The organism is Paenibacillus marchantiae (assembly GCF_028771845.1).
GTDB classification, from domain to species: domain Bacteria; phylum Bacillota; class Bacilli; order Paenibacillales; family Paenibacillaceae; genus Paenibacillus; species Paenibacillus marchantiae.
This window is the reverse complement of record NZ_CP118270.1, coordinates 4,219,458-4,234,091: the sequence shown is the minus strand read 5'-3', so window position 1 is coordinate 4,234,091 and position 14,634 is coordinate 4,219,458. Positions and strand designations below refer to the sequence as shown.

Annotated in this window: 11 protein-coding genes; 2 read left to right on the top strand and 9 right to left on the bottom strand. The window is 45.0% G+C overall.

Translation table 11 applies throughout. The annotated features are described in order from the left end of the window. Positions 1–19: 19 nt before the first annotated feature. The 4 genes from PTQ21_RS19360 to PTQ21_RS19345 all read right to left on the bottom strand — a co-directional run bounded on the left by PTQ21_RS19360 (position 20) and on the right by PTQ21_RS19345 (position 4,769). On the bottom strand, positions 20–1,663 hold the full coding sequence (locus PTQ21_RS19360) for a type 2 periplasmic-binding domain-containing protein (protein WP_072732697.1): 1,644 nt from the start codon (positions 1,661–1,663) through the stop codon (positions 20–22). Between the two features lie 70 nt (positions 1,664–1,733). Beyond that, positions 1,734–2,621: a carbohydrate ABC transporter permease gene (locus PTQ21_RS19355; RefSeq protein WP_063563591.1), complete on the bottom strand. Its 888-nt coding sequence runs from the start codon at positions 2,619–2,621 to the stop codon at positions 1,734–1,736. 15 nt (positions 2,622–2,636) lie between these two features. Then, positions 2,637–3,548 carry an ABC transporter permease gene (locus PTQ21_RS19350; protein WP_052016450.1) on the bottom strand — a complete coding sequence of 304 codons (912 nt, stop codon included), beginning with the start codon at positions 3,546–3,548 and terminating at the stop codon, positions 2,637–2,639. A 198-nt stretch (positions 3,549–3,746) separates the two neighbouring features. Further along, the gene (locus PTQ21_RS19345) at positions 3,747–4,769 is read right to left on the bottom strand and encodes a LacI family DNA-binding transcriptional regulator (RefSeq protein WP_063563590.1); all 1,023 of its coding nucleotides are present in this window, start codon (positions 4,767–4,769) and stop codon (positions 3,747–3,749) included. 181 nt (positions 4,770–4,950) lie between these two features. Here PTQ21_RS19345 and PTQ21_RS19340 point away from each other — a divergent pair, with 181 nt between their 5' ends. Next, positions 4,951–10,035, top strand: a complete 5,085-nt coding sequence (locus PTQ21_RS19340; protein WP_274566771.1) for a DUF11 domain-containing protein — start codon at positions 4,951–4,953, stop codon at positions 10,033–10,035. A 3-nt stretch (positions 10,036–10,038) separates the two neighbouring features. Here PTQ21_RS19340 and PTQ21_RS19335 read toward each other — a convergent pair whose 3' ends face one another. Together PTQ21_RS19335 and PTQ21_RS19330 are read right to left on the bottom strand one after the other, a co-directional pair. Further along, the gene (locus tag PTQ21_RS19335; RefSeq protein WP_274566770.1) at positions 10,039–10,740 is read right to left on the bottom strand and encodes a hypothetical protein; all 702 of its coding nucleotides are present in this window, start codon (positions 10,738–10,740) and stop codon (positions 10,039–10,041) included. 268 nt (positions 10,741–11,008) lie between these two features. Continuing rightward, the gene (locus PTQ21_RS19330) at positions 11,009–11,317 is read right to left on the bottom strand and encodes a thioredoxin family protein (protein WP_306454171.1); all 309 of its coding nucleotides are present in this window, start codon (positions 11,315–11,317) and stop codon (positions 11,009–11,011) included. 211 nt (positions 11,318–11,528) lie between these two features. Between PTQ21_RS19330 and PTQ21_RS19325 the strand changes: the two genes are divergently transcribed. Further along, the gene (locus PTQ21_RS19325) at positions 11,529–11,672 is read left to right on the top strand and encodes a hypothetical protein (RefSeq protein ID WP_269056662.1); all 144 of its coding nucleotides are present in this window, start codon (positions 11,529–11,531) and stop codon (positions 11,670–11,672) included. Between the two features lie 113 nt (positions 11,673–11,785). Here PTQ21_RS19325 and PTQ21_RS19320 read toward each other — a convergent pair whose 3' ends face one another. From PTQ21_RS19320 to PTQ21_RS19310, 3 genes are all read right to left on the bottom strand, one after another. Continuing rightward, the gene (locus PTQ21_RS19320; protein ID WP_064638677.1) at positions 11,786–12,079 is read right to left on the bottom strand and encodes a DUF3817 domain-containing protein; all 294 of its coding nucleotides are present in this window, start codon (positions 12,077–12,079) and stop codon (positions 11,786–11,788) included. A gap of 176 nt (positions 12,080–12,255) precedes the next feature. Beyond that, complete coding sequence (locus tag PTQ21_RS19315; RefSeq protein ID WP_274566769.1) at positions 12,256–13,464, bottom strand: macrolide family glycosyltransferase; 1,209 nt, start codon at positions 13,462–13,464, stop codon at positions 12,256–12,258. A gap of 81 nt (positions 13,465–13,545) precedes the next feature. Further along, positions 13,546–14,514 (bottom strand): LacI family DNA-binding transcriptional regulator, encoded by a 969-nt coding sequence (locus PTQ21_RS19310; protein ID WP_274566768.1) that lies wholly within the window; start codon positions 14,512–14,514, stop codon positions 13,546–13,548. Positions 14,515–14,634: the final 120 nt, after the last annotated feature.

Here is a 14,634-nt window from a genome sequence, read left to right as displayed (position 1 = left end):
CTTTCCCTCCACATTCCTCTTATTGGATACCCAATTTCTCTTTATTCTGTTTCATTTTCTCACTACGGACCTTCAGGATATCATCCCAACGGTTTTCACCTAAAAATGACTTGTAAGCGGCGAGCGCATTGTCAAAAGAGGCATCATCTTTGGCACGTACCATGCTTACCAGGGTTGAATTCCACTTGGCGTTGATCGCCGACAACGCACGTGCTTCAGGTGTTCCTTGATTCGGACTAATATTCTCCAGAATGAAGTGTGGTTTCAGTTTGCCTTTGCCCCACTCTTGCATTTGTTTAATCGCTTCCGGGAAAGCATCAGCACTCAGTGCTTTGTAACGGTCATGGCCAAAGAACATGAATTCGCCCATCCGGTATTCCTTCTTGAATTTGTCCGCATTATGAAGTTGCAGGTCTTTCACAGCTGGCATCAACTCAACCGTACCATCTGCATTCTTTTTATACGTCTCGCCTTCAATACCATAGTTCATCAGAAGCTGACCTTCTTCACTTAGCAGGTACGTAAAGATTTGAATCGCTTTGGCTGGATCTTTGGCGTCCTTGGAGATGAAGTTGATCATCCAGCCTGTAATACCGGATTGATTAAGTGTCGGTGCATTACCCTTGGTGCTTTGTGGTCCATCAACGGCAACATACTCTTTGCCTTCATTGGCACTCAGATAAATTTGCAGATTTCCTCCCTGTTGAGGTGTACCATCCAGCAGCATCGTTGCATATTTTCCGGATTTCACTTTTTCCTCAAAGGCCGTACCATCATCAGCAAAGCTGTCATCACTGATATTTCCGTCTCTGTATACCTTATTTAAAGTCTTCAGCCATGTAAGATAATCTTCATCCTGATTGCGATCATAGAATTCTCCATTTGCAGTTTCAAGCGGCACGCCAATGAAGTCTTGCAACACGTCTCCGAGTGAACCTGTTCCTTCACCGATAGAGTTAAAACCAAATGGAATCAGCGTTGGGAACTTTTCCTTGATCTGTTTCATCACACTTTCGAATTCCTCTGGTGTTCCCATGACAGGACTTCCCAAAGCTTCGTATACATCTTTACGGATGATAAATGCCGTTTTGGCTGGGATGTTGCCGCTATCATAATCGGCTTGCGTATTGGAGTAGTTTGGATAGCCATACGTCTTGCCATCAGCCTGCTGGAACCAGTTCAGGGTATCGGCAGCTGCGACTTTGTTGAAGTATGGATCATATTTCTCCGCAAGATCATTCAGCGGCATAGCCCAGGTTGCGGCTTTTTGCACCACAGGAGAGTTAGAGTCAAATACTGTCAGCAGGTCAGGCATATCTCCACCGGCAAAGAACGTATTTAACTTCGTGTCATCACCTGTAATGAATTTGATATTGATGTTCAGATCTTCCTTGATCTTTTTGGTTACAATGTCTTTGCCGAAATCCGTGTTCCACCAGTCGGCATTAACATACCAAGTTAGGTCTGTAGCTTCTTCCTTTTTATCCAGCTGCCAAGCTGGTTTTTCCGGATCGACTGTATAGCGATCTTCAATGGAAACCCAGTTTCCTTCGCTCGAACCCCCTGATCCACTACTGCAGCCTGTAATCATGATCACCGCTGTCAGCAATGCCGCGCACAGTTTAACTCCTTTTTTGCCTGCTGCCTTATTCATCTTGAACATATTGTTTCCTCCTTAAAGTTAGGTGAGAAATATTGAATAGAGCGAACTTTCTAACAAGCTTAGATTCCTCTTACTCCTTGACTGCTCCCAGCATCATACCCGAGATAAAGTATCTTTGAAGGATAGGATAGATCAGTATGATCGGCAGAGTAGTAATAACAATCGTAGCCAGTTGCACCCCTTTAGTCGTTGTTTCAATGACTGCCGAGCCGCCCACATTTTGCATGGATTGCGTTTGGGACTGAACAATAATCTCGTACAGCATCATCTGCAGCGGATACAGCGACTGATCGGTAATGTACAACTTAGTTGTCATAAAGTCATTCCATTGCCCTACTCCATTGAACAATGCAATAGTTGCCATCGCTGGCATGGACAGCGGGATGAAGATTTTGAGGAAAATATGCCAGTCTCCTGCACCATCGATTTTGGCTGACTCCTCCAGGGAATCCGGTACATTCCGGAAGAAATTCATCAGAATGACGACATCATAGAAGCTGAACAATGCCGGAATAATGTACACCCAGAAGCTGTTGAGCAGGCCAAGTGATTTGATCAATAAGTACGTTGGGATCATTCCGCCAGAGAAGAACATCGTGATAACTCCCATGGCTACGTACAGTTTACGGCCACGTATGTGCTTTTTGCTCAGACCGTAACCGACCATGGCACAGAAGAATACGTGTGTAACGACTCCGATTGTTGTTTTGGAAACGGAGATGAAGAACGCTTGCCAGATGTTCGAATCGTTGAATACGGCTCTATAATTCTCCAGCGAGAACTCCGGTGACCAGAAGATGAACCCGCCTTCCGCCAAAGCCTTGCCCGAGCTAAAAGAAGAGATAATGACATTCCAGAGCGGAACCACAATAACGACAGTACAAATAGCGAGTAAAATAATATTTAAGGTATCAAAGATCCGACTATCGAGATCTTCTTTAGCCACCTTTCCATTCACACGGGATGCCTCCTTCTACAGCACAGATTGATTATCGTTTAATTTGCTCGTAATTTTGTTCGCGGTGACCAACAGAATAACGGACACGATCGAGACGCCCAGACCAACCGCGGTAGCATACGAAAAGTCACCCTGTGACATCCCCATACGATATACATACGAATTGATAACTTCTGCCTTGTCACGGTTTTGCGAGTTCATCAGAACGAGCGTTTGGTCCAGATTGGAACCAAGTAAACCGCTTACAGTAAGAATCAGATTAAGGCTAATGATTGACTTCATGTTAGGCAATGTGATATTCCAAATTTGTCTGAGACGGCTTGCACCATCAATTTTGGCTGCCTCGTAATACGTAGGATCAATCTTGGACATAATCGCCAAATACAGAATCGTTCCCCAGCCGGCCTCTTTCCAAATATCGGATAAAACTGCAATCCACCAATACTTGCCTGCATCCAGCAAAATGTTCTGCGGTTGCGAGATCACTCCCAAGCTGAGTAGCAGCTGATTAAACAATCCCGTTGTTGAAAACCAGGTGATCAGCATGCCGCCCAATACAATCCAGGACAGAAAGTGAGGTAGATATGAAATCGTTTGCACGAACTTTTTGAAACGTCCGCTGTTTAATTCATAGATCATGATCGCCAGGATAATGGGAATGACAAATCCGATACCCAATTTCAAAAAGCTGATCCCCAGCGTATTCACTACGGCATCCCAGAAGTATTTGTCTGACATAATGATTCTGAAATTTTCCAAACCGACCCATGGTGCGCTAGACAGCGTATCAATAACGGTGTAATTTTTGAATGCAATCGTCAATCCGTATATCGGAATGTAACAAAAAATAATCATAAAAATGATGCCGGGTATAATCATCGATTGAATTTCCCATTGTCTTCGATAATCGATGACGAACTCTTTCATTCTTTGTCCGATTGGCTTCCTTCCCCCCGGTCTTACAGGCTTTTTACCGGTTGACGACGTCTCTACGGCTAATTTACTCACGCTCTTTTTCTCCCCTCCAACTTAAGCATTTCCTCATAAAAACGTTTTTATTTTATGACAAAAAAACCCCCTATTATCAAATCTATAATTAAAAAAGACCGGAAATGATTGAATCAGTTATGTTAAAAAATCACTCCGGTCCATCTTCACATGACTTGAGCCCCGTATGATAAGTTCACCCGCCAGTTTTTGTGAAACCCCATGTTCCTTCTTCTTGATCATGCGAACCAGGTGATTGATCGCCAGGATACCCTGCCTTGCAATCTGGTTTCGTACGGTACTTAATGGCGGGGAAAAATATTGGGCAATATCAATATCATCGAAGCCTACTACACTTACATCTTGAGGAACCTCGAAGCCATGAGACTTCAACGCATGGATGCAGCCGATTGCACTCACATCATTTCCTGCAAGAAAAGCATCAGGCAGCTTGGCAGGATGCAGATGAAGAAAAGATTTTACAGCACTGTAGGTGCCCTCTTCCTCAAAATATCCCTGTAAGATGTAATCATCATCCAACGGAAGCTGGTACTCACGCAAAGCGGCCAAATATCCATCTCTACGCTGATTACTGTCAAACATGGTGTCCACGCCGGATATGTAAGCAATTTTCTTGTGCCCCAGTCCAATTAAATACTTGGTTGCTTCGTAACCCGCTACATAAGAGTCAAATATGACGCTTCCCATAGTATCGCTCTGATAGACCCGATCCAGAAACACAGCCTTAATCTTGTCTTTCTCCATAGCGACAATATCCTGCTCATCAATCCGCAGTTCTTCGTAGATGATAACGCCATCCACACGCCGTCCCAGAATATTACTCATAATGACCTGCTTATCCTTGGTCACAAACACATTCAGCCCGTAGCCCAGACGATCGCATTCGCGAGACATGGATTCAACCAGCTTATAAAAGTATGGACCCGACACACTTGTGGTGAAAAAGCCCAGCATTTTGGTTTGCCCGGATTTTAGCAGCTTGCCGTTCAAGTTGGGAACGTAGTTTAAACGCTCTGCCACCTTCAGGACATGTGATTTGGTCTCTGGGTTTAAGACATCCACGCCGTTCAAGGCGTTGGAAACCGTAGAAATGGATACCCCGGCTTCCCTTGCAACATCTTTAATTGTAATCTTTCCCATAATTTTTTGGTCCTTTGCTATAAAAACGTTTTTATATATTTTAAATTAGCATAAAACCGTTTTCAATACAACACTTATTCACTGATTTTTTTTGCTACTCATTTATTTACGATTTTTGGCATGGTACAAGATACTACGAAAGTATACGTGTAGAGACTAACTATGCGGAAGGAAGATGATAATGGCCTTTATTGAAAGGTATGCGATAAATGAAAATGGTGCAGTGACTTTCACAGGCAATACGCTTGGACTTAGCCGCTCTGAAACTGTTGGTGTTCCCGGGACAGTTGACAGCATCGGGGCTTATATTACGACGGATACCACACAGCAGTTTGGAACATATCCACCAGGAACAACGAATCTTTTTCAGAACAACAGCTCCTCTGCTGTACTACAAATCCCCGCAGGCAGCAGCATCCTGTATGCCGAATTAATCTGGGGGGGTACATACATTGACAATACGGAGAACAATTCCGCCTTTATCAATGATGCTGTACAGTTTACAACTCCAGCAAGTCAGACCAGTGTTTTTCCGGACCCGGCAACCAGTTTTGAAGTCATCTTGTCCACCGCTTCCGGATTCCCCACAACCTATGCCTATGTTCGTTCTGCAAACGTTACAAGTCTAATCTCTGCTGGAGGAGCAGGAACCTATACGACCAGTGGAGTAGTTGGAACACTGTCCATACCCGATCCGACCTCCAACCATGCGGGCTGGACACTTGCGGTAGTGTACCAAAATGCTGCCTTGCCTTTGAGAAACATGTCCATTCGAGTGAATGCCGATGTCATTCTTTCCACTTCGGGTCCTGTCAACATGATTATTGATGGATTTGCCACACCATTCATGGGTCCACTGGCAGGTCGGGCACAATTCAGTACACAGGAGGGTGATGCGAACAAGACCGGGGATCAGGCTCGTTTTGGACCGACCATTGCCACTGTGACGAATCTGTCAGGTCCGAACAACTTCTCCGACAACTTCTTCGCTTCACAGATCAATGATGATGCCGGAAACCTCGATACCTCTGGTACGTTCGGGACAAGGAATCAGATCAATGGAACCCCTGGTACAAACATCGTTGGTGGTCGTCAAGGCTGGGATATTACGAACGTGGACGTCGGATTTACATTGCTCAATACACAGACTCAAGCTGCCTTCCAGCTTACAACGAATGGAGACGGCTATCTTGTTGACGGCAACGGATTACAGATCGATATCAACCTCCCTGCCCTTAATGCCGTCAAAAGTGCCAACGTAACTGATGCTGTCGTCGGAGATACGGTAACATATACCATTATCATCTCTAATACTTCATTGGTTAATGCAACGAACGTTATGTTCTTTGACAATATTCCTGCAGGAAGCTCCTTCGTAACGAATAGCATCACACTCAATGGGGTTTCACTGCCGGGTACAGATCCGGTAACCGGATTTCCGATTGGAGATCTCAACTCGGGAACCTCCGCTACCGTGACCTTCCAGGTATTGGTCACATCCGTACCTGTACCGGCTCAGTTGTTTAACCAAGCCAGAGTCGGTTATACTGCCCCTACCGTACCCGATGGTCCGATTATTAATACTGCGGTTACCTCCAATGCAGTGGTGGTTCCCATCTATGAACCCAATGTGGCTATTGTCAAAAGCGCAGACACAACCAATGCTCTTGTCGGAGATACAGTTACCTACACGTTGGTCGTAACCAATACGGGAAATATTGATGCCACAACAACCGTCCTAGACAATATACCAGACGGTTCCGTCTTTGTACCGGGCAGCGTAACCGTCAATGGTGTTTCTCAACCAGCTTCTGACCCTGTTGCAGGAATACCTATTGGTCCGGTTGCACCCAACGCAACCTCTACAGTCACTTTCCAGGTAAGTGTTGTTAGTCAGCCAGCTGGATTGCAATTGGTCAATCAGGGAACAGCCTCCTATACCTTTCAGCCACCAGATGGCCGTGTAATTCCCGGATCTGTTACATCTAACACGGTTGTCATCCCTGTCTCGCTACCTATGTTGAGTGTTGTGAAATCAACTGCTGCTACAGATGCAGTGGTTGGTGATACCGTTACCTATTCCTTTACAGTTACCAATCAGGATGCCAGCAGCATTACCAACGCTGTACTGACCGATAACATTCCAACGGGTTCCTCGTTTCTAACTGGCAGTGTCACGTTAAATGGTGTACCCCAGCCTACAGCAGATCCTGTTTCTGGTATCTCTGTCGGTACTCTCTTGCCTGGTGCATCAGCCACAGTCACTTTCAGTGTTCAGGTAAATACCCTGCCCTCACCACCTCAACTAACAGATCAGGCCCAGGTGAGCTTCGACAGCGGTACCTTTAGCGGAGTTTCCTTTTCCAATATGGTCATCATTCCTGTGTTCAAGGCCATTATAGCCGTTGCTAAGGCTGCTACACCTACGTTTGCTGTAGTCGGGGAAGCCGTGACCTTTCAGTTTACCGTGACCAATTCAGGAAATATTGGCGCAACAACCACATTAACGGACATCATTCCGCCAGATGCCACCTTTGTTGCCGGAAGTGTACTCGTAAATAGCCTTCCGGTCCCTCTTGCCGATCCGAATGCCGGCATTTCTCTAGGCCTCGTACCGACAGGTAGCTCGACCCTGGTCAGTTTTCAAGTCGTAATTACATCATTACCGGCTTCGTTTCAGATTGTTAACCAAGGTAATGCCAGCTTCACCTTCACTCCACCGGACGGCCGCATTATTCCTGGCAGCAGCAGTTCCAATCTAGTCGTTATTCCCATTTCGGCAGACAATCTGACCGTAGTCAAAACAGCAAGTGAGCTCCAAGCCGTTATTGGGGATATTGTCACATACACGCTAGTTGTTCAGAATAATGATCCGGTTGACGCAACCAATGTCAGTCTCACAGACCCTATTCCTGTTGCTTCTGTTCTGGTTCCGGACAGCGTAACGGTGAACGGTGCATCTCTCCCAGGAGTCGATCCTAGCACAGGGGTCCCTATCGGAACAATTCCAGCCAACGGCTCTGCAACTGTCACGTTCCAGGTCAGTGTGGTCGGAACAGCTCCGCCGGTTCCTTTTCCCCTGTTCCTGGTTGACCAGGCCACCGTTACGTTTACAACCGGAGAATTCACTGGAACGGCCTTATCCAATATCGTCAATGTCCGGGTGTTTGAACCCGTCATTGCGCTGGTAAAATCAGCTGTCCCATCGACTGCTGTTGTGGGTGATATTATTGCGTATACCGTTTTGGTGTCCAATGAAGGTAACTATAACGCTGACGTTATCCTGGTTGACCCATTACCGGCAGGAGAGGCTTTTGTACCGAATAGTGTGCTGATCAGTGGTAACCGTTGGAGCAGTGCCAACCCTATAACCGGAATTAACTTGGGAACGATCCAGCCCAATTTTCCGGTGACGGTTACTTTTCTAGCCACAGTGACATCCGTGCCAACTCCACCCGAGCTTGTCAATCAGGCTACTGGAGATTACACCTATACTCTTCCTGACGGGCGGATCATTCCGGGTTCATCCTTGTCCAATACGGTGACGGTTCCCGTGTCCGAACCGGGGGTTCTGTCCCTTGCCAAATCAGCTGACGTTACCGCCGCGGCCCCAAGAGATATTATTACGTATACGCTGCTCGTTCAGAATCCTACAGAATTGCTGGCAACATCCGTCTTTCTTACGGACCCGATTCCGGCTGGGTCAAGTTTTGTGCCTGACAGCCTCACCCTGAATGGTGTAGCTCAACCTGAGGTTAATCCCTCCACAGGCGTAAGTATCGGCACTATAGGTGCAGGCAGCTCCACGACAGTGACGTTCCAGGTCAACGTCAATGCACTTACACCGCAGCCTGTGACCCAGACGTTAACCAATCAGGGCACCGTTACCTTTGCCATAAACGGAGTAAGTGGAAGTTCGCCGTCCAATGTCGTTTCCATTCCTGTCTATAATCCTGTCATTACCATTCTTAAATCCGGTACCCCCGATGCCGTAGATCTTGGAAATACCGTGTTCTATCAGCTTGTTGTTCAAAATACAGGCAATATTGCAGCCGATGTAACCGTTATTGATCCAATTCCACCTGAATCATTCTTTATACCTGGATCTTTAACCGTAAACGGAGTGGAAATAAGCGATAATCCGGTTAGTGGTATTCCATTGGGGGAAGTGGCACCAGGTGAAACATTCACGATTAACTTTCAGGTAAATATTCTGTCATTCCCATCGAATAATCAGGTTGTGAACACAGCGATAGTCAATTATAATTTCACTCTTCCTGATGGCAATGTCATTTCCAATTCTGTGGAGTCCGATTCAGTCACTACTTTTATCAGCGATCCTCTTCTGGAAATTGTCAAATCTGCTTTGCCGAGTCAGGTCGTCCCGGGAGAAACGATTACGTTCTCCTTCCTGCTGACGAATGGTAACAATGTCCCGTTTAGTTCCATTATATTTACGGATCGAATCCCTGAAGCAACTACTTTTGTTAATAACAGTGTTACGATCAGAGATGTGAGTGTACCCGGAGTCAATCCGATTAATGGATTTGAGGTAGATAATATCGCACCCTTATCCGCGATTCCTATCACCTTCCAAGTCATTGTGAATCAAGGAATTGCATTGGCTCAGATCACCAATCAGGCCAGTGTTTCCTATACATTGGGCGAGGTTTCATTTAACGTTCTGTCCAATGTCGTTCTCATGCAGGTGATTTTCCCAGTTCCACCAGTACCGCCAGTACCACCCGGGCCTCCTGAGCCTCCAACGCCGCCGTTACCACCTGTTAATCCGACTACACCAACAACGCCTGGTTCTTCACAACCGTCCACCCCATCCGTTCCTTCCATACCAATCTCAGCACCTGTGATTCCTGTCCAGAAGACGGCAAGCAAAAGCATTGTTGAGGTAGGAGAAAGCGTTGATTATGTGGTCCTCATTCAGAATACGAGTGCATTTGCAGCCAAAAATCTGGTTCTCACGGATCAACTGCAATCTGGCGTTACTTTGGTTTCTGGTAGTGTCACAATACAGGGTATTGCTCAACATAATTGTAGTTTGGCGAGTGGAATCTCCTTGGGTGATCTGCTGCCAGGAACATCGGTGGAGGTTGGATACACAGCCATAATCAAACATCAGCCATCCAACGGAAAGGTCATGAATCAGGCTACAGTCTCCCTTTCCTTTGTTCTTCCAGACGGCAGTTTAATTCCCATTACGCTGGCTTCCAACAAGGTTATCGTCACTGTTGTTGAGGCCGAAGAGTAAAATTCAATCTCTTTTCTTTTTCCGCTTTGGTGATCGCATATTGCTTTTGCGTCCGGACTTTAAACGACGGTTACCTGTCGTGCCTACACTCCTCTTACTGCGTTGCGGTAAGGGGAGTTTTTTCTCTGGTATTTCACGCTTCTCTTGCCCTAATGTGGGAGACAAGTGTTCCAGATAAAAGGGCTTCTCCAGTCCTTCCTGATCCTGATATTGAATTCTTTGCTCTTTGATGTAATCCGGCTCCTCCAGCAGTTCGCTTGATTGGTATCCAGCAACTTCGGCATCTGAAATCGGCTGCTTTACAACAAGGAGATGATACATAATCTGATAAGCTACATTCAGTTGGGAGTGTCGTAACAGTTCCAGTTCCGTTTCATTGTATAAACCGTGATAGGAAGGGAAATAGAAAAACTCCATGTTGAGCAACCTGAAATCGATAGGGGATTCTACTGTCTCCTCCTGAAGCTGCAGGCGATCTGAACTATACAAAGGTGACTTGTCATCATGTATTTCATTGACCTGAGAGGTCCAGAATTGGGGCATGTATTCATTAAACAACTGCTTGAAATGGGGATTAACCATATGCGAGGTTACATGTGCATAGGGGGCTACGATACAGACAATCGCTTTGTGTGTACTAATCCTATATATTTCCTCCATCACCTGCTGCAAATGATCAACATATTGCAAGCTGTGTGAACACATCACAAATGTGGCACAGTTATCATCAATCGGGAGGGGCGAATTGATATCGTGAACAATGTTAGTCGTGGGATATGCTGTTCGATCAATTCCCGTACAATTTTGGTGTTTATTTTTTCCGCTACCCAAATCGATTCTCAATCCGCTCACTTCTTCCTCATACAATTTAATACTGTATTTTATTCCAAAGTGGGACTACGTGTATAAGCGTTCACCCTATGTTCATGGCATATTATGCAAAAAAAGCAGCTCATATATGAGCTGCCGATAATCATGCTTCTAATTCCCCATTCTGGGTGTACATACGATAAATTTGTTGTACCTGCTCTTCCAATCGATCAAAGCGAACAAAACGATCGGCTCGAATATACTCCTTCTGCTCCACCAACATAATCATCGTGGGAACTGTGAAAATAAGAAACCTGGACGCCACCTCTTCCACTTGGTTAGCATTGATGTGGGCCAAGTGCACCATTGGATACGGTTCAAGTAACTCCCTAATCTTAGGGAGTAAGGCGTGACATACACTGCACTCTGGCCGTGATACGTACAAAAAAACCAATTCATGTTGCTTAATCATTTCTTCGATCATTTCTATGGATGTTAAAGTATGGAGCTCTTTCATAAGGGTCATCCCTTTCGGTCAGTTGGCAACTATAGTTAAACTATAGTTTATCACGAATGATTGACTGTACAAATCTCGCACTCACCTAAACATTTTCTTTTCAAACACAGCCTATCTGCATTAAAATGAAGTTGGAAGATCATCCCAAATGAAAAGAGGTTTTTGTATGAAAAAATCATTTGTTTTTCTGCTTACTGCCCTGATTGCTGTTATCTCCTTCTCCGCGTATGCACCTGCATCTGCATCTGATGCCTCTGGTGATATTGGAGTTAGCCTGCTATCAGATCGTCAGCAAGGCACCGTAAAATAAGCGTTCGCACTCTTTCCAAGAAAGAATTTGTACAGAAAATCAGCAGGCGACCAGTTCGGATAACATCCAGGTTGGTCGCCTGCTGTCATTGTCATTGTTCTTTTCAGCAATCTTTACTTCCAATCCCTCTTGCGAAGATAGGATTCGAATACAAATGTTCCAAAAGGCAATAAGCCTGCTACCAATCCCATGAACCAGCGTGAAGCTTTCCACTTCTTCACAACTGCCAAATGCACAAGTGTAATTAGATATAGCGGAAAAAGAATACCGTGAATCATACCCATAATCATTACTGGGGAAGACATATCGGCTAAATATTTTAGCGGCATGGCTATAAAAATCAACAGCAGCAATGATACACCTTCCCAAATGCCTGCAATTCTGAATCGACCCGTCACTGTCTTCATCCTGTTCAATCTCACCTTTCCAGCGGCTAGTTTGTGAAATGTGTAACTTGTTAAAACATGTTTCAACTTGAAGCCACATCATCTGTAATAATGCAGCTTCTCTTGAAACGTCTTGTTCAGTATACCGCATGGTTCTGGTCCGGAAATGCTTCAATTTTGAATAATTAATGACTGAACTATACGTGAATGAAATGTTGAGTCTTAAATTCAAAAATCGCATCAACAGCATAATGATATCCGCCTGATTTTCGAAAGGATTCCCTCAAATTCGCAGCAGCTTTCTCAAAAGAAGGAGCGCTCAACACATGATCCACAGCTTCACGCAGCTGACTGGCAGTCAAGGTTTGCATTTGTAAACTGATACCTGCTCCTCTACTAACAACCTGCTCTGCGATGATCGGCTGATCCGCGCTTTGAGGGAATATAATGAGGGGAACCCCATAATATAAACCTTCATTGGTACTGTTCATCCCGCCATGTGTAATAAATAATTTAGCGGACTGCAATACATCCATTTGTGGAACATAACGTTTAACCATAAAATTCCCCGGAATTTCTCCCAGATCCGTAATTTGTGTTCTATCCCCTACAGACATGACGATTGTATGATCGGTATTCCCCAATGCTTCCAAGCAAAGCTTATAGAAATCAAGAGCTTGGTTAAAAATTGTACCCAGTGAAATGTAAATAGGTCTTTTCCCTTTAATTGCTGTCAGGTCGAAGTCTTCATGCGTTAATCGCGAGAAGATGGACGGACCTACAAAATGATACGTGTGGTCGAATGCATCTCCATAAGGCTGGAATTCCCTTGTTGTATATACGATGGTAAGCGGCGCGGGATTGCAAAACACTTCGTAGGGAGAAGCAATCTCCACATCATATTTTTCCTGTAACCTGATCGTCAGGCTATGGAATGTATCGTTTATAGGTTGGGCGATTTCGGTAGGAACATTTAAGAAAAAGTGTTGCATCAAATGATCGAAAGATTCTTCGGTCTGCGCAAAAGAAGTGCATGAATTAATTGCAGGCAGCTTCAAAATTTGCGCAAACAAACGTCCGCAGCCAAACATAGAATCATGGATGATGTAGTCAAAATGTTCACCCTGGATCTGTTCAAGCACGCTCGGAATGACGATATCTGCCGTAAGTAAAAGACCGTTGACTCGCTCGAGCACATAATCTCTGCCACCTGAGACAAAGGCTTTAATGAATTTTTGACCGTCAAAGGTTCGGACTATAGCCCCCGTCTTTTCCATACGTTCCCGATAAGCTTCTATAGTGAAGTACACGACCTCTTCCCCGCGTGAAATAAGCTCTTGTACGACGCCAATCGTTGGATTGACATGCCCCTCTGATCCACCGTTAATAAATAAAACACGTGCCATAGCGATCCCTCCTTTGCTATGCTACGTTCTCTAAATGGTGTAAGAATTCGTATGCAATGATGTGCTTTTCCCCAAAAAAATTTAGGTGGTTGCACGTTCTATCAGTTGAAATTCCAATTGCTGAGGCTGTAGCTCCTGCTTGCCAAGGACGGCCCATAATCGATGAAAGGCCTGCGTAGCTTGTTCTGCAATTGGATTATGTATGGTTGTTATTCCAAGCACACGCGACAACTCAATGTCATCGAAACCAACAATAGCAAGTTGTTCGGGAACTTGTATATTCTGTTTGCGTGCTTCGGACCAGATTCCGATTGCTGCATAATCATTCGAACATAACACCGCTTGAGGAAGTTCTGGCCCACTTGCCATTCTTCGCATCGCCTCTTCTCCGTCAGACGAACTGAACACGGAATATTGATAAGCTTCACGTAATACAGGCAGACCCTTATCTTCCATAAATGATTCATAGGCTTCACGCCGACTCTGGGTATTCAGACTTTCTGCTCTGCCAAAGGCATTGGCAATGCGGGTATATCCTTTGGACACCAGATGTTCAAGAGCCAGCTTGTAGCCTTGCGCCTGATCCATAGCCACTGACGGAATTTCGTCATCTCCCATCCGCTGCCAAGATACAATCGGACCATACTCGCAATAGGCTTTCAGTTTGTCTGGATGATTGACACAGGTCATAATCACCAGTCCATCTACTCGTTTACTCCGCAGATCCTCGAACGCCTGCAATTCAATCTCTTTATCTCCACGCGAAGTATAGATCAGGGTCTGGAATCCATAATCCATCGCTGTATCAATGAATTGATTCATGAACGTAATAATAATTTCGTTGGTTGCGGATGTGACAATTCCAATTTGCTTGGTCTGTCCGGTAGATAACGAAACGGCATTTCGGTTCGGGATATAGTTGAGCTGTTTCATGATTTGCGTTATTTTCTGCCGGGCCTCGTCACTCACATGTGGTGAATGATTAATTACTCTGGACACCGTGGCCTTCGAGTAGCCGGACAGCTTCATAATTTCATCGAACTTGGACACATGAAGTCTCCTTTCTTGCTGACTTTCTATGATGATTTACAGTTTGCCTCAAAATAAATAAAAAGTAAAACTTGACGTGTAACCCGTTCCAACGATTAAGCTTTTTTTATGCAGTGCTGC

Excerpts from the sequence above, each read along its gene's own strand:
- PTQ21_RS19360 (WP_072732697.1), bottom strand. The coding sequence starts at position 1,663 with ATGTTCAAGATGAATAAGGCAGCAGGCAAAAAAGGAGTTAAACTGTGC.
- PTQ21_RS19350 (WP_052016450.1), bottom strand. The coding sequence starts at position 3,548 with ATGAAAGAGTTCGTCATCGATTATCGAAGACAATGGGAAATTCAATCG.
- PTQ21_RS19345 (WP_063563590.1), bottom strand. The coding sequence starts at position 4,769 with ATGGGAAAGATTACAATTAAAGATGTTGCAAGGGAAGCCGGGGTATCC.
- PTQ21_RS19340 (WP_274566771.1), top strand. The coding sequence starts at position 4,951 with ATGGCCTTTATTGAAAGGTATGCGATAAATGAAAATGGTGCAGTGACT.
- PTQ21_RS19335 (WP_274566770.1), bottom strand. The coding sequence starts at position 10,740 with ATGTGTTCACACAGCTTGCAATATGTTGATCATTTGCAGCAGGTGATG.
- PTQ21_RS19330 (WP_306454171.1), bottom strand. The coding sequence starts at position 11,317 with ATGATTAAGCAACATGAATTGGTTTTTTTGTACGTATCACGGCCAGAG.
- PTQ21_RS19325 (WP_269056662.1), top strand. The coding sequence starts at position 11,529 with ATGAAAAAATCATTTGTTTTTCTGCTTACTGCCCTGATTGCTGTTATC.
- PTQ21_RS19320 (WP_064638677.1), bottom strand. The coding sequence starts at position 12,079 with ATGAAGACAGTGACGGGTCGATTCAGAATTGCAGGCATTTGGGAAGGT.
- PTQ21_RS19315 (WP_274566769.1), bottom strand. The coding sequence starts at position 13,464 with ATGGCACGTGTTTTATTTATTAACGGTGGATCAGAGGGGCATGTCAAT.